Source organism: Tatumella sp. UCD-D_suzukii (assembly GCF_000611875.2).
In the GTDB taxonomy this organism is placed as follows: Bacteria; Pseudomonadota; Gammaproteobacteria; order Enterobacterales; family Enterobacteriaceae; genus Tatumella; species Tatumella ptyseos.
This window is the reverse complement of the sequence record NZ_JFJX01000056.1, coordinates 41692-62672: the sequence shown is the minus strand read 5'-3', so window position 1 is coordinate 62672 and position 20981 is coordinate 41692. Positions and strand designations below refer to the sequence as shown.

The window sequence follows — 20981 nt, the reverse complement described above, 5'->3', positions numbered from 1 at the left end:
CTGGCGGCACACCCTGCCCGATGATCCTAAATGAAAAATTGTGACACAGTGAAAGGCATTGTCAAAAAAGAGCGCCCGAATCGTCAAACAACACCTTCTTCGCGGTGCCGTGCTCAGCAACCGTCTTCAGGCCCCCGCTGACGATACCTCACAATCACTCACCGGAGCAGGCAGCGACGCGTCGGTCAAGGGCGTTTCCCCTGCACCCGACCCGCTGGCCGTTCAGTACACCGGGAAAAGGGTAAGCCCGTCACTGCTATTCTGCCGCTTTCAGTTCGCCGCAGGCTGTGCGGCCCCCTTTCTGCAGGCAAAAAAAAACCGGCCGCAATAGCGACCGGTTTTTTATCACCCGCAGATTATGCTTTGTATTTACGCAAAGTCAGGGTGGCATTGGTTCCGCCGAAACCGAAGCTGTTAGACATCACCGTCGTCAGCTGTTTTTCGGTTGCACGGGTCACAATGTTCATACCTTCCGCAGCCGGATCACGCTCTTCGATGTTAATGCTCGGCGCAACAAAGCCGTGCTCCAGCATCAGCAGGCTATAGATCGCTTCCTGCACACCGGCAGCACCTAATGAGTGACCGGTCATCGCTTTGGTTGCGGACAGCAGCGGCGTGTTATCACCGAATACTTCGCGGATCGCACCCAGCTCTTTCACATCTCCGACCGGAGTAGAAGTACCGTGTGTGTTCAGGTAATCGATAGGGGTATCCACACCCTCCATTGCCATCTTCATACAACGCACCGCACCTTCACCGGAAGGCGCAACCATATCCGCACCATCAGAAGTTGCACCGTAACCCACGATTTCAGCGTAGATGTGTGCACCACGCGCCAACGCGTGCTCCAGTTCTTCCACCACGACCATACCGCCACCGCCAGCGATAACGAAACCATCGCGCTGTGAGTCGTAAGTCCGTGATGCTTTTTCAGGGGTTTCATTGTATTTGGTAGACAGAGCACCCATCGCGTCAAACTCGCACGCCATTTCCCAGCTCAGTTCTTCACCGCCGCCGGCGAAAACGATATCCTGTTTACCTAACTGGATCTGCTCAACCGCATTACCGATACAGTGGGCAGAAGTCGCACAAGCAGAACTGATGGAGTAGTTCACACCGTGGATTTTAAACGGGGTTGCCAGACAGGCAGACACACCGGATGCCATAGCTTTGGTCACCACATACGGGCCAACCGCTTTCAGGCCCCTCGGGCCACGCATTGCGTCAGCACCGAATACCTGGAACCGCGGGGAACCGCCACCGGAACCGGCAATCAGACCAACACGCGGGTTGTTCTGGTAGAGTTCGGTTTCCAGTCCGGCATCTTTAACAGCTTCTTCCATCGAGAGGAAAGCATAGATAGACGCATCGCTCATAAAACGCACAACTTTGCGATCGATAAGGCCTGTGGTATCAAGTTTAACTTTACCCCAGACATGGCTGCGCATGCCTGCGTCTTTCATCTCTTCTGAGAAGGTAATGCCTGAACGCCCTTCCCGCAGGGATTCCAGAACCTCCTGCTGATTATTACCAATGCTGGAAACAATCCCCAGGCCAGTGATCACTGCACGTTTCATTCAAAAGTCCTCTTCCACATCTCTTCGATTGACGATGCACTTTAGCGTACACTTGTAAGCCGAACAAGTCCGATCAGCAAATATCGGTGTAAATTTGCGTCATCCGGACGATATCGATAAAATTAGCCTATTGCCTGACCAATGAGCCCCCGACAGTGAACGCCTCCCGAATTGACCATGCTTCCTTACGCTGGAATGAACAGGGTACACCTGTTTCCGAATTTTTTGATGATGTCTACTTCTCAAATGACAATGGCGCGGAAGAAACCCGCTATGTCTTTCTGGGCGGAAATCGCCTGCCGGCGCGCTTCGACACCCATGAGAGACCCGTTTTTATCGCCGCTGAGACCGGTTTTGGCACTGGCCTTAATTTTCTGACACTCTGGCAGGCTTTTGATCAGGCTATCGCCGCCGGTCCGCAGGGTCCGCTGAAACGTCTGCACTTTATCAGCTGTGAAAAATATTTACTGATCCGCGAGGATTTGATTGCTGCCCACCAGCACTGGCCGGCGCTGGCCGGGTATGCACAACAGTTACAGCAACAGTGGCCGGATGCCCTGTCCGGCTGCCAGCGACTGCTGTTTAATCAGGGACAGGTCACGCTGGATCTCTGGCTGGGAGATATTAATCAGCTGACTGAGACGTTTGATGACAGCATGAACGGCCAGGTCGATGCCTGGTTTCTGGACGGGTTTGCGCCGTCGAAAAATCCGGAGATGTGGAATGACCGGCTGTTTCAGGCAATGGCAAGACTTTCCCGCCAGGAAGGCACCTTTGCGACCTTCACCGCCGCAGGCTTTGTCCGGCGTGGTCTGCAGCAGGCAGGCTTTGAGGTAGAACGCCGTAAGGGATTTGGTCATAAACGGGAAATGCTGTGCGGTACTCTGCCCCGCGCCGTGACTTCACCGCCGCCCCGCCCCTGGTTTTCCAGGAAGGCTTCCGCAAGCCAGGATATCGCGATTATTGGTGGCGGTATCGCCAGCGCCTGCCTGTCACTGGCATTGCTACGCAGGGGATATCAGGTCAGCCTCTATTGTGCCGATGCCTGCCCGGCTCAGAATGCCTCCGGTAACCGCCAGGGGGCACTTTATCCGTTACTGAACAGCCATGACCCGGCACTGGCGCGTTTTTTTCCGACGGCATTCAGCTTTGCCCGGCGATTCTATGATGCCCTCCCCTGCACCTATGAACATCAATGGAGCGGCGTGCTGCAGCTTGGCTGGGATGAAAAAAGTCAGCACAAAATCCGGCAAATGCTGGCAATGGATTTGCCCGCGACCATTGCCACCGGCGTCGATGCTAAAGAAGCCACAGCGCTCGCCGGAGTTAACATTCACTGTACTGCGCTCAGCTATCCACAGGGAGGCTGGCTGAATCCGGGGGAGCTTACCCGTGAGATGATTGCGCTGGCAGAGCAGCAGGGATTGCGCTGTTACTGGCAGCATGATCTGCAGGAGTGTGAGCGTGATACCGACCACTGGGAACTTCGTTTCAGGGACCAGCCGGCACAACGGCATCAGACGGTAGTGCTGGCGAACGGGCATCGTCTCCCCGGGTTCAGCCAGACCCGGGAGTTACCGTTGTATGCCGTGTCAGGTCAGGTCAGCCATGTGCCGTCAACCCCGCAACTCTCTGCCCTGAAAACAGTATTGTGTTACGACGGCTATCTCACGCCGGTCAGTGAAACGCACCATACCCATTGCATCGGAGCCAGTTATCACCGGGGAGAGAGTGAGGCGGTCTATCGTGAGAGTGACCAGCGGGAAAATCGCCAGCGGCTGATCGATTGTCTGCCGGAGAGTCAGTGGCCAGCCGAAGTGGATATCACCGATCAGCAGGCCCGGAATGGCGTGCGTTGCGCTATCCGCGATCATCTGCCGATGGCCGGTTCGGTACCGGACTATGCGGGTTTACTGACCGCCTATGCCCGGCTTTCCGAACAACGCCATCAGCCTGAGGCCGTGCCTGACGCCCCGGTCTGGCCGGAGATGTTTATGCTCGGCGCATTGGGTTCCCGCGGATTATGCAGTGCCCCGCTGGCCGCTGAAATTCTGGCGGCACAGATCAGCGGGGAACCTCAGCCGCTGGATGCAGAAACACTGGATGCCCTGCAACCGAACCGTTTCTGGGTGAGAAAGTTACTGAAAGGACGCCCGGTCACCTGACCGGGGGGATGCTGCCCGGCTCAGGCGGCACTGCTGGCTTTCAGGTAGAGTTCCTGCCATAAATCCAGTACCAGCACCTGATCCGGTGGCGAGAGTTCCTGCTGGCGGATTGCCTGCTGCAGACTCTCTTCGACCTGCTGTTTCAGCGCTGCCGCACTGGTCTTCCCCTGCAGCTCCAGCTCGGCCACCGACTGGGTAAGATGGCCGCGGATATACCCGCCAGCGAATAACTGATCATCGGTCGCGTCTTCGACCATGTCATCAATCATCGTCAGTATTTTTGTTTCAATCTCAATAATCAAACAGCATTCCTCTTACTTGTTTTTATGTATGTTTCACCCTGCAAAAGGTTTGATCGTGTGGGAGCAGTGCCAGACGTTCACCCACACCCGGTTCCGCTTGCTACCGCCTCAGCAGCCCATGGTATCAGGTGTCAGTGATTGTATAACAAAACGAGGCAGTGCCCGACTTTTTCGCGGTGAAGTTGCGTATTAACTTATGCCGTGTTTATTCTGCCGGAGTCAGGGGCGCAGCCCTGAGGGCCTGAGGAGGTGGCAGGAGACTTCCCCGCAAAACTATATGGCTGAGACGAGCATTTTTATCTTTTCAGCCTTCTCAAAATGGTCCAGCTTCATTTCCATAATCCACCAGTGAGCAACTTCCATCAGCAACTCCGGGTCATCATTTTTGTTGGCAAAAAAAGCGTAGAATGACAGCCCAACGTTACTCCCCTTGGCTATTATCTTTGCTTCACAGACACTGATCATCTTTTCCTTCATTTCTTCCCGCACATAATCTCCTTGCCGATATTGCTGTAAGTCGGAGGATTGACTATAACACCGTCTTGCTCTCACCACAGAAACAACCTCAGGGCTCTATTCAACCCACTCTAAAAACACCTCAGAATGGCTCAGATAATCCTGAGTGTATATCCCCCACTAAGTGGCGTGATCCTGTCAGGATCTTACAGATAACTCACTCATCACTTCCCCCCCGGAGACCTGGCGGCTGCAGATGAAAGTTGCGTATCTCATAACCGATTACGACATACAAAATATTTGGGTTCAATCCTGAACCATGTATGACGGGAAATGTTTAATCAGCCTGGCGGACATGAATGTATCGACAGATAACACAACAGTGGCCTGCCTGAACCACGAAATGAAGTAAAAAAGGTTTCTGTGGTCATTCGCTGCAGTGCTGGCTGGAGTTGCATTTTATGGACGAAAATAATCAACTGACTTCTGGTATTACGGTTACAGGCATAAAATATCCTGCAGCATTTCTCTGTAATGAGCCTGCCGACCAACGGCACCCGAACTCTCTCTGCATCCGTTTCAAAATCTCTTATAATAATCATCCGGAGAAAAGTAAAAGCGGATAAAAACCAACCAGCCATACCTTGTTACCTGCCAGGGTACGCCTGAAGTAAGTATGATTATTGATTTATCTATTTAGGTATCATATAAATAAAAATTACCACTTATATATATCTGGGCATTCCTCTTAGTATATATTTCAATTTCGCCATCACTATCCACCACTCCAAACTCAGAAACCCCTGAGAAATGTTTTATTCTCACATCAGCATTACAATAAATTTGAGAGGCAACGGTATTACTTATATAGCAGGCATAGCTTAAGCATGCACCTCCGGAAACGGCTATTGAATTATGTATCTCTTTGGGGGTTAAATAAAACGCAGAAATATCATATCCGTCCCCTCCCTGACTGATTAGCGATATTTTTGGAACCGTTATTGACTCCCTTATTTCATCTTCTGTCATATTCTCTCCTGACTTGTTCTTTATCCCCATCAGGACTCCGGCCTTTACCCTTATCTCTTCAATCTCATTAAGCACCCTGTGTTTTTCCGACATTTCAGTTTTACTCTCCATGCCAGACAAACCAAAATCCTCTGCCCTCATAATAACCATTGGAATTACGGCATCAATGCAGGTAATACTTTTCCCGTTAATATTATCCGTTTTTTTCCCTGTCGGGAAAAGAGCGTTTGTCGTGCTTGCTTCCGGATTTTTAAAGGAAATATCAATCTCCGGGTAACGATGATAAACTCCGGGTATTTTACATAACTTATTTTCTCCGCCTTTTTTTGGAAGTGAGCAGTAAATCATTTTATTGGTATTTGTATTGTGGATTGTTATTTTTTCATTATGCTTAATGACGTCCATTAACCCCAGGTCATCTAAAACTAAGGGGATTGCAGTTGTCATATTCCCACAGTTGACGTCCCACGAAACACGGCTACTTATATTTTCCAACTGAATAAATGTACTGCAGACCATTTTATCTTCAATATTTACATCAATAATAAAGAGCTTATTGCTGGTACTTTTACCTTTACCTATGCCTTCTATCTGGTACTCATCGGGTGTCTGGCAACTACTCCTGGGAACACCGAATATTTCCCTTGCGATACGTTCTATGCTTTCCCTGTCCTCAGGCAAATCTTTTTTTTGAATGATGACTCCTGATGAGGTTCCGCCCCTGACATAATATAACTTTATTTTTTTCATTTTCCACCATCCTTCGATAATGGTTTAATTAAAGACTTTATGGCACCGACATCTCTTGAATATGAGAGGCCAAAATCCCATTCTTTTTTAAATGTATTCTGGTGATAAGTTGAAAACATATAATTCCATACAGGAAATATAAAGGCATAGTTACTTTGATTATTCTCAATATTAACATCATGATGTGGCTCGTGGAATCCAGGGGTAGTCACAAGTAATGATAATTTACTCTCAATATTCAATGGTAGTTTGAATCGGGAATGATGATACGTGGCAAATAAAAAAGATATTAATGCATGAGCCGCTATACATTCCTGACTTATCCCAAATGCATAGATGAATAATACATTTAACAACGCGTGAGAAACTGCTTCTAAAAAATGGACCCTTAGTGATGTGCTGACATCTAACACCTCATCTAAGTGGTGAATTTCATGGAACCGCCAAAAAAACTCAAGTTCATGGCTCAACCGATGAAATATATAACCAGATAAATCTAAGAGCACAACTCCAATGGGAATTGAAATCCAGTAAGGTAATGAGCTAATGAAGTGAGAACTATTATCAGATGAAATAGATAGGAAAGGGACGATGAGTAATATACTGACTAACTTTGTCGCAATAAAATTTAAAATATTTACCCCCCAGTATTTCTTTATTTTTCATGTAAGGATAATATCCTTATAGATTAAAACCTCTAAAAAAAACAATAAGGAAAACCAGGCAACTAACCAATTTTCAGTAATGAAATGCATGATATTGCCCTCCTCTCTTTCGGTTCTTTAATATAACGTAGCAAATTAGTATTAAAATACTTTTTTATCGGTATTTTGTTTCTATTGATTTCCGGATGTGTGGTTTTAATGAGAGCTATTACAACCCGATAAGTATCAGGCTAGCTGGCAGTTCCTCCGCGGCAAAAGTGGATTCGCGATTAAATGAACAAACTCTCCATCAGAAGTAACTCAGATGAAAAAATCTCTGCCAACACTAAAAAGCCCGGAAAGCAGCATACGCCCGGATTCCGTGACGAGGCACTGAAGCTGGCCAGGCGTATCAGTCTGGCCGCTACTGCACGAGGACCCAGCTTGTATGAATATCAGTGCTGAAGCCGCGCCGAAACCGGTACCCGCTGCAGGTAACACCTGCAAAAAGATGACTGTTTCTAAGGCCATTTTTCATAAATTCGTGGGAACCCTGCCTTATCGGTAGTAGCCGGAGGATAAAAATCAGCGACTGAAGAAGCAGGTCGCTGATTTAAGTCTGGTTTACATCCTGCCCGGGAAATAAACGTCGAATGCCCCATGGCGGATATCTATAAAATCACGGGGAGCATCACGACTTTATTTTATTAACCGGCTGTCAGCACAGATCTTCCGGCCAGGGAAACTGTGACAACGTCAGCGGCGGGGTCCCATAAAACCGGTTCAGAGCCTCAATGAAACGCTGCGGACGTTCGGGAATGCCCTGCAGAAGGTAACTGGCGACTTTCTGATGCACCTTGCGCTGGAAGGCGATTCTGTCAGGCTCATGATCCCCGTTCAGGTTATCGCAACTGACATTAAAGGGAAATCCCGCCGCCACAGAGAACATCCACTCCAGAGCCTGCGGAGTCACCTCGACAGATTCAAACTGCTGTTGTGTCTGTTTGTCACGACCGTCAGGGCAGTACCAGTAACCGAAATCCACTAACTGACGGCGGGCTTCACCGGCGACACACCAGTGTGAGATCTCATGTAAAGCGCTGGCGAAATAACCGTGGGCGAAAATAACCCGATGATGATCACAATCGGCATCGGCCGGCAGGTAGACAGGCTCATCATCACCTTTCACCAGCCGGGTATTAAAATCCGTATAAAAACACTGGTCAAAGATGACCCTTAAATCCTGATAACGATGCTTTGTCATGCACTTACTCATTACTCAAAACGAGACAACGTGGCAGCGGAACTCCGCTGCCACGCCCCTGCAGAAGGCTGTTTCAGTGAGATAACAGCGTTATAATGGCCTGACCGTGGCTGTCCCACAAAAGTTTCAGGCTCATGGTCATAGAGACAATAACCACCATCGGACGGATCAGTTTCTGACCGCGGCTCAGAACCAGCCTGGCACCCAGTCTGGCACCACAAAAGGCCCCGAGGAGCATCACCAGCCCCAGCCCCCACAGAACTTTGCCGCCGAACATAAAAAAGACCAGACCGGCAAAGTTAGAGGTGAAGTTCAGCAGTTTGGCATGTGCTGTCGCTTTCGCCAGATTAAAACCAGCCAGCACGACAAACGCCAGGGCGTAGAAGGAACCCGCTCCCGGGCCCAGAAAGCCGTCGTAAAAGCCTACGCAGCCGCCGCCAATCAACGCATAAGGTAAGCCCCCTAGCCGTGCAGCCCGATCGTTTTCACCAAGCTTCGGCATAAATAAAAACCATAAGCCGATACCAATCAGAAACGCAGGCAGGATCTGGCGCAGCAGATTAGGCTGCATATGCTGAATAAGGATGGCACCGCACATCGCACCGAGAAATGTCATGGCGATATTCAGCCGCTGTTCAGCAATGTTTATCGCTCCGCGCCGGATAAAGTACAGCGTGGCCGAAAAAGAACCGCCGACAGACTGCAGTTTATTGGTCGCCAGTGCCTGCGCCGGTGACAGCCCGGCCGCCAGCAAGGCAGGTACCGTCAGTAATCCCCCGCCCCCGGCAATTGAATCAATAAAGGCCGCCGCCACCGCCACAATAAACAGTACCGCAACCGTAACGGGGCTGACTAAAAACCATTCCATAGCGTTCCTTACAAAACGTGATTATCGAGCAGAGCCTGGCAGGCCGGCGGCAGCGGAGGTGTCCGCTTCACCGGAGAGCTGGCAGAAGGCTTCGCTGGCAGGAACCAGCTGGCAAGTTCGGCACCGCAACCATCCCCGGCAGGCGGTGCGGGCTGATCCTGGCATTGCGTGCTGCCTGCCGGACAACGTAACCGGACATGCATATGGGCACGATGCCCGAACCACGGCCGTACTTTCTGCAGCCAGCCCCTGTCACTGCCCGCCTGCAGACACAACTGTTGTTTAATCGCCGGGTTCACAAAAATCCGGGTGACTTCCGGGTCTTCAGCGGCCAGCTTGATCATCTGCATCACGCCGGGTGACCAGTGCCTGGCTACGATATGTTTGCCATCGGCACTGACCAGGTCAAGAGGTTGCGGATGCAGGAGTTGTTGTGCCGTCCAGCGACGGGCAGGTAACTGAAGCCAGATATCCACATCCAGACCGGTCTGGTGGCTGGCATGACCGCTACTGAAACGGCCCCCCGCCGCCATTCCCATATCGCCGATCAACACTTCTCCGTTATCCTCTGCAGCAACACGCGCGGAGAAACGCTGGATAAAGCGGATCAGATCCGGATGACCAAAATAGCGCCGCTGATCCGGACGCATCACCTGATAATCAGCCGCGTCCGGAGGCAGTTGCTGTGCCCCGATAATGCAACCATTGGCAAAACTGCCTATCGATTGCGGAGCACCACTGACAGGATGCTGAATACTCTGCCAGGGGGTTGCCGCCGCCATTGCCGGGGTTTTCAGAAGTAACATCAGAACAGCCAGCGCGTATTTTTTCATGGTATTACCAGCGTGGTATGGCGGTGGTGACATCGGCACACTGGGCGCGGTGACGCAGCAAGTGATCCATCAGAGTAATAGCCATCATTGCTTCAGCGATAGGCACCGCCCGGATCCCGACACAAGGGTCATGACGCCCTTTGGTGATCATCTCCACTTCTTCACCTGTCCGGGTAATGGTTTTACCCGGCACCGTAATGCTGGACGTCGGTTTCAGCGCCAGATTCGCCAGAATGGTCTGCCCGCTGCTGATCCCGCCAAGAACGCCACCGGCATGGTTGCTCAGGAAACCCTCATGACGAATTTCATCACGGTGTTCGCTGCCGCGTTGCTCCACGACGGCAAATCCGTCACCGATTTCGACGCCTTTGACCGCATTAATGCTCATCAGTGCATGGGCCAGGTCGGCATCCAGACGATCAAATACCGGTTCACCCAGTCCCGGAGGCACGCCTTCCGCCACCACGGTCACTTTCGCGCCGATAGAATCCCCTTCTTTCTTCAGACCGCGTAGCAGTTCATCCAGGGCTTCCAGTGTGGTTTCATCCGGAGAGAAAAACGGGTTCTGGCCGACCTGCTGCCAGTCGCGAAGTTCACACTTCACTTCGCCCATCTGGGCCAGATACCCGCGAACCACGATACCGTGTTTCATCTGCAAATATTTTTTTGCGATAGCGCCGGCAGCCACACGCATCGCCGTTTCACGGGCAGAAGAGCGTCCGCCCCCGCGATAATCACGCAGCCCGTATTTTTGCTCATAGGTATAGTCAGCATGTCCCGGGCGAAACAGATCTTTTATCGCACCATAATCCTGCGAACGTTGGTCGGTATTTTCGATCAGCAGACCGATAGATGTTCCGGTGGTGACACCCTCAAAGACTCCGGACAGAATACGTACCTGATCCGGCTCACGGCGCTGAGTGGTATAACGGGACGTCCCCGGACGACGGCGGTCCAGATCCTGCTGAATATCTTCTTCTGTCAACGGAATGCCCGGGGGAACACCATCGACGATGCACCCTAATGCGATCCCATGAGATTCACCAAAGGTGGTGACTTTAAAAAGCTGCCCTATGCTGTTTCCGGCCATGGTAGTTCCTTGTATCAAAAAACACAGGCCGCCTGGCAGCGGCCCGTCCGGGAATTAAAACTGATATTGTCTGAAGTACGGAAGCGCCTCAACCAATTGCTGTCTGTCGAGCATAAATACCCCGTCCCCGCCATGTTCAAATTCAAGCCAGGTAAAGGGCACCTCCGGATACTGCTCCATCATATGCACCATGCTGTTACCCACTTCACAGATCAGTACACCGTCTTCACTCAGATATTCTGCCGCATTCGCCAGAATACGTTGCACCAGCACCAGGCCATCGCTGCCCGCAGCCAGTCCCAGCTCCGGTTCGTGGCGGTACTCGCCCGGGAGGTCATCCATATCTTCCGCATCCACATACGGCGGATTCGTGACGATAAGGTCATATTTTACCGGGGGGATCTCACGGAACAGGTCTGAACGTAACGGTGTGACCTGATGCATCAGGCCGTGCGATTCAATATTCTGCTCGGTGACCGCCAGTGCCTCCGGCGAGATATCGGCGGCATCGACTTCGGCCTCAGGAAATTCATAAGCACAGGCAATAGCAATACAACCACTCCCGGTACACATATCCAGAATACGCTCAGGAGTATGATTAATAAGCCCGGCAAAACGCTGACTGATAAGCTCGCCAATCGGCGAACGCGGGACTAATACCCGCTCATCCACATAAAATTCATGCCCGCAAAACCAGGCTTTATTCGTCAGATAGGCGACAGGTATCCGATCATTAACCCGGCGGATCACACGCTCCACTATCCGGTTTTTCTCACTACGGGTCAGGCGTGCCTGATACATTTCTTCAGGAAATTCAGGTGGCAGATAGAGGGTCGGTAATACCAGCTGAACCGCCTCGTCCCAGGGATTGTCGGTACCGTGTCCGTACCAGATATCAGCCGCGGAAAAACGGCTCACCGCCCAGCGCAGCATATCCTGAATGGTGTGCAGTTCGTTTACTGCTTCATCAACGAAAATTTTGTCCACTTTGTCCTCCGGGGACGAGATCTGAATACGGGCGATAGTTTGCCATGAAGTGACTCAGAATTCAGCGCTGTATTAATAAAAAGCCCGCTTTTATCTCTTATCCATCCGCAGAGAGACCTGACCCTGAAAAAACGGTCTTTTTGGCGCATAAAAAACTCTGTGCCTGAACACCTGATAACGAAAATGTACAACGGAAGAGCAGAAAGGCATTTGCTTTTTCCCTTTAAGCCAGGAAAAATACGAGACTCTCCCTCATCATAAAGCCAGTTATCTTATGAACCCGAAGAAAACACTTAGCCAGGAGGATCAGTTACTGTTCCGGCAGTTAATGTCTGATACACGGAAACTGAAACAGGATACTGTGCAGCATGCACCGGTACGCCCGCAAAGCAGAGTCATCCCGCAGAAGCGCCTGCAATCGGAACAAGCGGATAACAGTCATTATTTTTCCGACGAATTCCAGCCGTTGCTGGCCGAGGAGGGGCCGGTAAGGTATGTTCGTGCCGATGTCAGTCACTATGAGCTTAAAAAATTACGCCGGGGCGATTACACACCGGAGATTTTCCTCGACCTTCACGGGCTGACACAGCAACAGGCGAAAAAAGAGCTGGGGGCATTACTGGCAGCCTGCCGGAGAGAACATCTGTTCTGTGCCAGCATTATGCACGGGCACGGCAAACATATTCTCAAGCAACAGACACCGTTATGGCTGGCACAGCATCCCTATGTGATGGCGTTTCATCAGGCTCCAAAACTGTTCGGAGGGGATGCGGCGATCCTGGTATTGATAGAAACAGAAGAGTGGCAACCGCCGGAGCTTCCCTGAATCACCGGCAGCGTCCTGCCGCGGTAATTCAGGGCAGATCAGATAGCTTTATCCAATCGGGACGGGCTGACCTGCCATTTCAGCTGGCCTGTTGCCGTTTGTTCGTCATAGTCGACCAAAGCAATCCCGGAGGTCGCGAACATCGGGGGAGCTTCCTGCGGACAAAGTTCTGACACCAGATAGCCGACCAGCGGTAAATGAGAGAGCACCAGAACAGAGCTAACGCCTTCATGTGCAAGCGCTTCGATGTATCGGGCCACCCTGCCGGCATCGCCTGAAGGGGTCAGTTCCGGTAAAACATCGCTTTCCTGCGGCAGAAGCATTCCTTCACGGACAACTTTCAGCGTCTGTTCGGCCCGAAGGTAAGGGCTGACCAGCACGCGCTCAATATCCACGACCTGATTATCGAGCCAGTGTGCCATCTGTTTTGACTCATCGCATCCGCAATGAGTCAGAGGTCTGGCTGCATCGCTGTCCGCTTCCAGCGCCGCTTCGCCGTGACGCATGATATAAACTTGCATAGTACACCGCTGTTAATTGAAAAAAGAACGGTTTCATGAACTGCAGCATGCTGCATAGCGTTATGAAGCAGGTGTTGTACCTAAAGGCCGGCTTGCAGTCAACTGAATGGCCATTTTATGCACAACAAATATCCGGTTAAATTGATACGGCGCAATTCCGCCGACAGGATAACAAGGAGATTAAATACCGGTTAACACCGGTTCTGCAGGTTATCAGAGTCTGTGAACGGGATGCATAGGATATTTGCATGGGTGTGCTGTCGGATCAGCATAGCACCACATCAGTACCGGGCCGGCAGCATATAAAACCTCTAAAAATCATTGCGTTGATTGGTTATGGTGACTTCCATGGCCATCAGACAGAGCCTCGCGGAAGCAAAGTATTCTCTCAACAGTCAGTCACTCAGTCTGAAATACCGGCGGCAAAAACAAAATACCCTCCGCGCCCCCCGTATCAGGACGGCGCGGAGAACAGGTTAATATTCAGGCTTTCAGCCAAAACGTAACAAAGATTGAATATTGCAGAAAAACCGGCGGGCAGTCCGCTAACGCAGGCCGAGCTGGAAGATCATACTCTCGGCCTGACAGCTGAAGGTAAACGTCGCCTGTAAACGAACCCCATCGGCCCCCTCACTGATTTCGCTCTCGATGGTACAAGGGTCTGACTCCACCGCCCTGGCATTACACGTGAGTTGTGCCAGAGCGGCTTCTGCCGCCGCCCTGTCGGGATAAACGGCCGACCAGTCGGCTGTGCAGTCACTGTTGTCCATCACCGTGCCGACATCCATACAACAACACGCGGCCGTCTCATTCGCACTGCATTTTTTAATCGCATCAGTCATTGTGCGCTCCGGTAGAGTTAATAATCACTCAACACAGTGTACGCCCGTAAAGAGCCCCTCAGCTATACGAAACCCCGATTTCGCGGCAAAGAGCACACAAACTTTGATCCACCGCAACCCCTCTGCCGGACAGTCTTTGCCACCTCCCGCCGGGAGCGTTAACTCTTTTTCCGGAAGCCGGGATCAACACTGCCAGCCAGGGGGCAGCCATCAACATTAAGAGGGATAACACAAAAAAAACGGGCCTGAAATTTCAGACCCGTCTGTACACTACTGCGTTGATCGCGAATTAATCGGAGTCAATCTCGCTCAGGTCGCCCTGAATGGCCTGGGCGTTCGGGTTGACTTCCGGTTTCAACTTACCGCCATTGGCGAGGAAATCATAACGCTGGAAGTAAGCATTACGGATAAAGGCATAAGGATCGCTCTGTTGTTTCAGCATGCCATCGGAATCCAGTAATTCGGCACGAGTCTCAATTCCTTCTAACACCCATTTTCCTGCCGACATCCAGATAGTCAGAAAGCTGAGTGGCGGATACAGGGCATCGACCATATCCCCGCCGTCCTGACGTAATGTAAAGCTGCCATAGCCCGGTAACTCAACATACGGACCGTAACCTACCCCGTAATGGCCCAGTGTAGTACCAAAGCCCTGTGCATGTTCACGGGCCAGTGCCGGATTAGCTTTACCGGCCACATCAATCAACCCGCCCAGCCCCAGCGTGGAGTTCAGGAAGAAACGGGTAAAGTGAATAGCCGCACGATGTACGTCTCCTTCCAGCAGATAGTTCACCATGCTTGAAGGCTCATCGAGGTTACTCAATGCATTACTGATCCCGTTTCGGGCAGGTATCGGTACATAGTTCCGCCACGCAACCGCCACCGGACGCACAATATACGGATCCAGCACGTTGTAGTTCAGGTTGAACATGGTACGGTTAAAACTTTCCAGCGGATCACTGCGATTCGCTGATCCCGATGCCGCCTGCGGAACAGGCACCTGTGCGACTGGCTGCGAAACCTGCTGTGCTTCAGGCTTTATCACCTGGTTATTTTTTTCAGTGGCCGGATGACTTCCGGCACACCCTACCAGCAGTAAACTGGCCACCCCCAGAATGGTCAGGCGGTAATGCATGCTGATCTCCCTGTGCAATGATCTGAAAGACCATCAGGGTTGCTGCTGGTTAATCACCACAGCGACCGTCTGATGACCGTTATACGGTAATTTCCCCGTCTGGCCATACCAGTCGCCCGATTGCGGATCCGCACTTCCGTCACGAGAAATACGCACTCTCACCTGAATATTGTGCTGTGCTGAGAGTAAACGTTGCTGAACCATTGCGTTGCTGTCATCAAGAGTAACAGTCAGCGGAAAATGACTCAGCGGGATGCGTTTCACTGCCACCGGGACCGGAGATACACCATCGGTCACTGAAATATACAATATTCCGTTCGGGGTTAACATTTTTTCTGCAGTAGGCGAAATGGCCACATTCAGCGTGAGTTTACTGCTTTGTTGCCCTGCATTCGTACGGGCAAGCTCGATCCCCTGCTCTACTGCGTTCGCCTCTTTGGAATTTGCAGGCAGCAATGGCAGCATTTTTTGCCAATAACCGATCGCCGTATCGTAATTTTGTTGGGTATAGTTTACCGCTGCCAGTAAACTTAAGATGCGTAAACTATTTGGCTCGGCAGTCAGCATATTACTGAGCATCACCTGAGCCTGACGATTATCCTGAGGGTCCTGAGAACGAACCAGTACACTGGCATAAGCCAGTTTGAGTTCATTGTTATTCGGTGACAGTTTTAAGGCTCTCTGGAACGCCTGGCTGGCAAGCGGTGTATTATTCAGCACCATCCCCAACCGTCCCAGCATCGCCCAGTCATTTATATTGTCAGGATGCGATTGCAGTGAAGTTCTCAGACCCACCTCAAACTCTTCCAGTTCCCGGATATTCAGCGCTTTATCCTGCGGGTTCATTAACTGAGCACGAAGCTTAGGGTATTGAGCGTTAATCTGCTCCCATGCCAGCACCTGAGCCAGCCCTCCGGTTTTCAGATACATGCCCAGAGTCACCAGTACCAGAATAATAAGTCCCGGCCAGAGCACCCAGCGACCGGAACTACGGCGGATAACCGTTTGTTGTTCAGGAATATCCGTCAGCAGCGTTTGCTGTAATTCGGTGATCATCTCCTGTTTTTCAGCCACAACGCCCTGCTGTTCATCTTCATCCAGTTCATTCAGACGCTGACGGTAAAACGTTTTATTAAGCTGATCGCGCTGAGTGCTGGTGTCTTTCCCGGAACGCCAGCCACTGGTGAGCACCAGAGCACATGCCGCCAGCAAGATAATACAAATACTTAACCATAACGCGCTCATAGCGGCTTCCTGTCATTATCCAGTAACGCAGCCAGTCTTTGCTGTTCAGCCTGATCAAGCTCACTGCGCATATTCTTTCTTCTGCTACGTAAAATAATCAACGCAGCACCTGCAATAATAAAACACGCCGGACCGACCCAAAGAATGATCGTTGACGGAGTGACCGGCGGCTCATACGTCACAAAGTTACCGTAGCGGCTCACCATATAACCGATAATCTGCTGGCGGCTTTGCCCTTGTTGCAGCATCTCATAGACCTTCTGTCGCATATCTGCCGCGATCATCGCTCCGGAATCGGCAATGCTGTTATTCTGACATTTCGGACAACGCAAGGACTCTGTCAGTGAGCGATACTGCTCTTCCTGAGCCAGCGACTTAAATTGATAAGTATCGATGGCGGCCCAGAGACTAAAGCTGGTCATCATGGCTGCCATGAAAAGCAGGAGTCTTTTCATCGATTATTTCTCCGCTAACTGGCTGTACTTATTCCACAGCGGCTGGATCTGTTGCTGCCAGACCTGAGCATCCACATTCCCTGCATGGCGGTAACGGATAATGCCTTGACCGTCGATAAGGAACGTTTCCGGCGCACCGTACACCCCCAGATCCAGCCCCAGCATACCGTTGCCATCGTACAGGCTGAGGGAATACGGATTACCCAGAGTATTCAGCCAATTGACGGCTTTAACCCGATCATCTTTATAATTCAGCCCGACGATACGGATACCTTTTTCAGCCAACGTATTCAGGTACTGGTGTTCGGCACGGCAGGTCGGGCACCAGGTTGCCCAGACATTTAGCAACAGAGGTTTGCCGTTCAGTAATGCTGTCTGGTCATAGAATTTGCCAGGATTTTGCAATGATTCCAGTTTAAATACCGGCATCGGTTTACCCACTAATGCAGATTCCAGCAGGGTAGGATCATCCCCATGGGCATTACGGTTTAACTGCCAGAGCAATGCGGCGGCCAGCAGTAAAAATAACACCAGCGGGATAAACAGAATTTTTCTCTTCATCAGTGCTGCTCCTCCCCGGACTGATGTTTTTTACGGGAACGGTAACGGGGATCCAGCAGACACAGAACACCCCCGACAGCCATAAAGACACCCCCGAACCAGATCCAGCGTACAAAAGGTTTATAGTAGAGGCGTACCGCCCAGGACCCATCGCCAATCTCTTCACCCAGTGCGGCATAAAGGTCACAGGCAAAGCCACCGCTGATGGCCGCTTCGGTCATCATGGTTTGCGCGACCGGGTAATAGCGTTTTTCGGCATGAAGCACGGCGACCTGCTTACCTTGATGCGAGACGTCAATAATGGCCTGCCCGCCCGAGTAATTAGGCCCGGTCAGTCGCTGCACATCACGGAAAATAAAATGATAATTATGAATATCGATGTTATCACCAGGTTTCATGCGGACATCGCGTTCCACACTGTATTGAGTACTGAATGCAATACCGATAACCGTCACCGCGACGCCCAGGTGCCCCAATACCATGCCCCAGTGACTGCGGGAAAGATGCAGTAAGCCACGGAAAAAACGATGACGGTGGGTAGCACGCTCATGCAACTCCATTAACGTCAGCAGGATCACCCATACCGACATCAGCAAGCCGACAACCGCCATCGCTTCAATACGGTCCTGCAGAATGAGTGGTAACGCAATTGAACAAATCAGGGTCACAACCACGGCAACAAGCAGTCGCTTAACGAGCTTTTTCGGCTCATCACGACGCCAGCGTACCAGCGGACCAATCCCCAGCATCAGCGCAAAAGGCGCCATGATCCAGGTGAACATGGTATTAAAGAACGGCGCACCAATCGAAATACTCCCCAGCCCCAGTTCTTTATGAACCAGCGGTAACAGCGTCCCCAGTAACACCACCAGCATGGCAGCAATCAGGAGTACGTTATTGCCGAGCAGGAAGGATTCACGTGACCAGCCTTCGTTCTGCACACGACTGCGTACCTGCCCGCCACGCAGAGCGTAGAGCAGTAGTGAGCTACCGATGACAATCACCAGGAAAATCAGGATGAAAATACCGCGTGAAGGATCGGACGCGAAGGAGTGCACAGAAACCAGTACCCCTGACCTGACCAGGAATGTTCCGAGCAGGCTCAGAGAAAACGCAGTGATCGCCAGCAGTACGGTCCAGGATTTAAAAGTTCCGCGTTTTTCAGTCACCGCCAGGGAATGAATCAATGCCGTACCTGCCAGCCACGGCATCAGGGAAGCATTTTCTACCGGATCCCAGAACCACCAGCCGCCCCAGCCAAGAACATAGTAGGACCAGGCGGATCCCAGAACAATACCAATGGTCAGGAATACCCAGGCTGCAGTGGTCCAGGGACGTGACCAACGAGCCCATGCGGTATCCAGGCGGCCAGTCATCAGGGAGGCAATGGCAAAGGCAAAGGCGACCGAGAAACCGACATAGCCCATATACAATAACGGCGGATGGAAAATCAGGCCGATATCCTGAAGCATAGGGTTGAGGTCATTCCCATCGACCGGGAAGTCAGGCAGTGTACGAATGAAAGGATTGGAAGTCAGGGTAATAAACAGCAGAAAACCCAGGTTAATCATGCCCATCACGGCAAGTACTCTGGCAATGGCGTCCTGTGGCATCCCCCGGCTCAGTAACGCGACGGCCAGTGTCCAGCCGCTCAGCATCAGCAGCCACAACAGCAATGAGCCTTCGTGAGCGCCCCAGGTGGCTGCAATACGGTACCAGACCGGTAACAGGGTATTTGAGTTTTCTGCCACATAAGCAACAGAGAAGTCATTAACAATAAACGCATGTACCAGAATCAGAAAGGCCCCGGCAATACAGGCAAACATCCCGTAACTCAGCGGACGGGCCATCCCCATCAGGCGGCTATCGAGCCGTGCTGCCCCCCATAGCGGGTAAATACTTAACAGTAATGCCAGGCCGAGTGCCAGACATAACAAAAAACTGCCTATTTCAGGGATCATTGTTGCTCACCTTGCATGGTCTGCATATTCAAAGCCGGATCGTCAGGGTTCTTTTTCATCGCATTAGTAATTTCCGGTGGCGTATACTTCGCATCGTGTTTTGCCAGTACCTGCCGGGCTTTGATGACATTGCCATCCTCCAGTATGCCCTCGGCAACAATCCCCTGCCCTTCACGGAAGAGATCGGGAAGAATACCCACATAGGTCACCCCGACCACGCCATTGGCATCATAGAGTTTGAACTGTACCGCCAGGGTGTCAGGGTCACGTTTAACACTGCCCGGCATCACTATGCCACCGATGCGTAACTGCTGACCCGGATGCGGTTTATCCGCATGATCAGCCCCCCGTCCGTAAAGAATTTCACTCGGGGTATAGAACAGATCAATATTTGAACGCAGTGCGTACATGACTAATGCGGTGGCCAGCCCAAGCCCCACCAGTATTGCCACGACGACCATCAAGCGGCGACGGCGACGAATATTCACAGGGGTTCTCCCGTTTTAGCTGCAGCTTTCTTTTGTTTCGCCGCGCTGACCCGACGTTCGCGGGATTCACGCTGCCTTATCTGTTTTAATAAAAGCGTTCTTTGTACCCGCGTGTGAATGATAAGCACAGTGAAGGCCAACAGAGTGAAGAAAACGGACAACCAGACGTAAAAGGCATACCCCCCCATTCGGAAGAAATCGGCCCATGAAGAAAATGCAGGAGTCATTATTTACGCCCCTTGTTAGCAATAACGGAAACCCAGGGACGGTTGCGTTCGGTAAACAGAATAAGCGTTCGCAGGCGTATTAATGTCAGTGTAATAAAGACCAGCAGGTACCCGAGGATAGACCACTGCAGCGGTGTACGCATCGGCCGTGCGATATCCTGCTGAAAGAAACCGGACGAGCCCTGGTGCAGAGTATTCCACCACTGAACGGAATAATGGATGATAGGCAGGTTAACAACCCCAACCAGAATAAGAATTCCGGCCGCTCGTCCGGCTACACGGCGGTCATCGAACGCGTTATACAGGGTAATCACCCCCATATAGATAAAGAGCAGGACCAGTTCAGAAGTGAGACGGGCATCCCATATCCACCAGGTTCCCCACATCGGTTTGCCCCAGGCAGAGCCGGTGACCAGCGCAATAAAGGTGAAAACAGCCCCCACCGGAGCCATCGCTGCAGCGACCAGATCAGACATTTTCATCTGCCAGACCAGACCGATAAAGGCGGCAATCGCCATGGAAGCATACACCCCCATCGACCACATGGCTGCCGGCACATGAAGATACATAATCCGGTAGCTGTCACCCTGCTGATAATCTGCAGGCGCAAAGCCAAAGCCCCAGGCCCAGCCGAGTAACAGAGTGATTGTTGCCGCCAGCGCAAACCAGGGAATAAACCTGCCGCACAGGTGATAAAGCCTTTCAGGCCTTGCCAGTTGATGTAACCATTTCCACATTTTCGTATTGCTCACTGA

General features: G+C 51.5%; 22 protein-coding genes. 2 read left to right on the top strand and 20 right to left on the bottom strand.

All coding sequences use genetic code 11. The features are described from left to right. Positions 1-356: 356 nt before the first annotated feature. Positions 357-1577 (bottom strand): beta-ketoacyl-ACP synthase I, encoded by a 1221-nt coding sequence (gene fabB / locus CG67_RS12640; protein WP_025903308.1) that lies wholly within the window; start codon positions 1575-1577, stop codon positions 357-359. A 155-nt stretch (positions 1578-1732) separates the two neighbouring features. Here fabB and mnmC point away from each other — a divergent pair, with 155 nt between their 5' ends. Next, positions 1733-3742: a bifunctional tRNA (5-methylaminomethyl-2-thiouridine)(34)-methyltransferase MnmD/FAD-dependent 5-carboxymethylaminomethyl-2-thiouridine(34) oxidoreductase MnmC gene (gene mnmC, locus CG67_RS12635; RefSeq protein WP_025903307.1), complete on the top strand. Its 2010-nt coding sequence runs from the start codon at positions 1733-1735 to the stop codon at positions 3740-3742. Positions 3743-3762: 20 nt separating this feature from the next. On the opposite strand, the gene CG67_RS12630 is transcribed toward mnmC, so the two are convergent. The 9 genes from CG67_RS12630 to prmB form a co-directional block, all read right to left on the bottom strand. After that, positions 3763-4044, bottom strand: coding sequence for a YfcL family protein (locus CG67_RS12630; protein WP_025903306.1), 282 nt, complete (start codon positions 4042-4044; stop codon positions 3763-3765). A gap of 273 nt (positions 4045-4317) precedes the next feature. Next, a complete protein-coding gene (locus CG67_RS12625) occupies positions 4318-4533 on the bottom strand; it encodes a DUF6500 family protein (RefSeq protein ID WP_025903305.1) in 216 nt (71 codons plus the stop codon). A gap of 663 nt (positions 4534-5196) precedes the next feature. Then, positions 5197-6279: a PrpF domain-containing protein gene (locus CG67_RS12620; protein ID WP_025903304.1), complete on the bottom strand. Its 1083-nt coding sequence runs from the start codon at positions 6277-6279 to the stop codon at positions 5197-5199. Next, positions 6276-6785, bottom strand: coding sequence for a sterol desaturase family protein (locus tag CG67_RS18810; RefSeq protein WP_074011233.1), 510 nt, complete (start codon positions 6783-6785; stop codon positions 6276-6278). The genes CG67_RS12620 and CG67_RS18810 overlap by 4 nt, the downstream gene beginning before the upstream one ends. 856 nt (positions 6786-7641) lie before the next feature. Beyond that, positions 7642-8187, bottom strand: coding sequence for an elongation factor P hydroxylase (locus tag CG67_RS12615; protein ID WP_025903303.1), 546 nt, complete (start codon positions 8185-8187; stop codon positions 7642-7644). A 73-nt stretch (positions 8188-8260) separates the two neighbouring features. After that, positions 8261-9055 (bottom strand): sulfite exporter TauE/SafE family protein, encoded by a 795-nt coding sequence (locus CG67_RS12610; RefSeq protein ID WP_025903302.1) that lies wholly within the window; start codon positions 9053-9055, stop codon positions 8261-8263. Positions 9056-9063: 8 nt separating this feature from the next. Beyond that, positions 9064-9888 carry a penicillin-insensitive murein endopeptidase gene (mepA, locus tag CG67_RS12605; protein WP_025903301.1) on the bottom strand — a complete coding sequence of 275 codons (825 nt, stop codon included), beginning with the start codon at positions 9886-9888 and terminating at the stop codon, positions 9064-9066. Positions 9889-9892: 4 nt separating this feature from the next. Beyond that, positions 9893-10978, bottom strand: a complete 1086-nt coding sequence (aroC, locus tag CG67_RS12600; protein WP_025903300.1) for a chorismate synthase — start codon at positions 10976-10978, stop codon at positions 9893-9895. 54 nt (positions 10979-11032) lie between these two features. Further along, a complete protein-coding gene (gene prmB / locus CG67_RS12595; protein ID WP_025903299.1) occupies positions 11033-11965 on the bottom strand; it encodes a 50S ribosomal protein L3 N(5)-glutamine methyltransferase in 933 nt (310 codons plus the stop codon). A gap of 274 nt (positions 11966-12239) precedes the next feature. On the opposite strand from prmB, the gene smrB reads away from it, so the two are divergent. Then, on the top strand, positions 12240-12791 hold the full coding sequence (gene smrB / locus CG67_RS12590; protein WP_025903298.1) for an endonuclease SmrB: 552 nt from the start codon (positions 12240-12242) through the stop codon (positions 12789-12791). Between the two features lie 38 nt (positions 12792-12829). Here the strand turns inward: smrB and sixA are convergent, their stop codons facing one another. The 10 genes from sixA to CG67_RS12540 all read right to left on the bottom strand — a co-directional run bounded on the left by sixA (position 12830) and on the right by CG67_RS12540 (position 20963). Beyond that, a complete protein-coding gene (sixA, locus tag CG67_RS12585) occupies positions 12830-13312 on the bottom strand; it encodes a phosphohistidine phosphatase SixA (RefSeq protein ID WP_025903297.1) in 483 nt (160 codons plus the stop codon). 545 nt (positions 13313-13857) lie between these two features. After that, a complete protein-coding gene (locus tag CG67_RS12580; RefSeq protein WP_074011228.1) occupies positions 13858-14154 on the bottom strand; it encodes a YfcZ/YiiS family protein in 297 nt (98 codons plus the stop codon). 289 nt (positions 14155-14443) lie between these two features. Then, entirely contained in the window at positions 14444-15289 is an 846-nt protein-coding gene (mlaA, locus tag CG67_RS12575) for a phospholipid-binding lipoprotein MlaA (RefSeq protein ID WP_025903295.1), read from the bottom strand. A 33-nt stretch (positions 15290-15322) separates the two neighbouring features. Further along, positions 15323-16534, bottom strand: coding sequence for a c-type cytochrome biogenesis protein CcmI (gene ccmI, locus CG67_RS12570; protein ID WP_025903294.1), 1212 nt, complete (start codon positions 16532-16534; stop codon positions 15323-15325). After that, a complete protein-coding gene (locus CG67_RS12565) occupies positions 16531-16989 on the bottom strand; it encodes a cytochrome c-type biogenesis protein (RefSeq protein WP_025903293.1) in 459 nt (152 codons plus the stop codon). The genes ccmI and CG67_RS12565 overlap by 4 nt, the downstream gene beginning before the upstream one ends. Before the next feature lie 3 nt (positions 16990-16992). Then, positions 16993-17550 carry a DsbE family thiol:disulfide interchange protein gene (locus tag CG67_RS12560; protein WP_025903292.1) on the bottom strand — a complete coding sequence of 186 codons (558 nt, stop codon included), beginning with the start codon at positions 17548-17550 and terminating at the stop codon, positions 16993-16995. Continuing rightward, a complete protein-coding gene (locus tag CG67_RS12555) occupies positions 17550-19511 on the bottom strand; it encodes a heme lyase CcmF/NrfE family subunit (protein ID WP_025903291.1) in 1962 nt (653 codons plus the stop codon). The genes CG67_RS12560 and CG67_RS12555 overlap by 1 nt, the downstream gene beginning before the upstream one ends. After that, positions 19508-19999 (bottom strand): cytochrome c maturation protein CcmE, encoded by a 492-nt coding sequence (ccmE, locus tag CG67_RS12550; RefSeq protein ID WP_025903290.1) that lies wholly within the window; start codon positions 19997-19999, stop codon positions 19508-19510. Before ccmE ends, CG67_RS12555 begins: the two co-directional genes overlap by 4 nt. Next, positions 19996-20226, bottom strand: a complete 231-nt coding sequence (gene ccmD / locus CG67_RS12545; protein WP_025903289.1) for a heme exporter protein CcmD — start codon at positions 20224-20226, stop codon at positions 19996-19998. Before ccmD ends, ccmE begins: the two co-directional genes overlap by 4 nt. Then, a complete protein-coding gene (locus CG67_RS12540; protein ID WP_025903288.1) occupies positions 20226-20963 on the bottom strand; it encodes a heme ABC transporter permease in 738 nt (245 codons plus the stop codon). Before CG67_RS12540 ends, ccmD begins: the two co-directional genes overlap by 1 nt. Positions 20964-20981 lie beyond the last annotated feature (18 nt).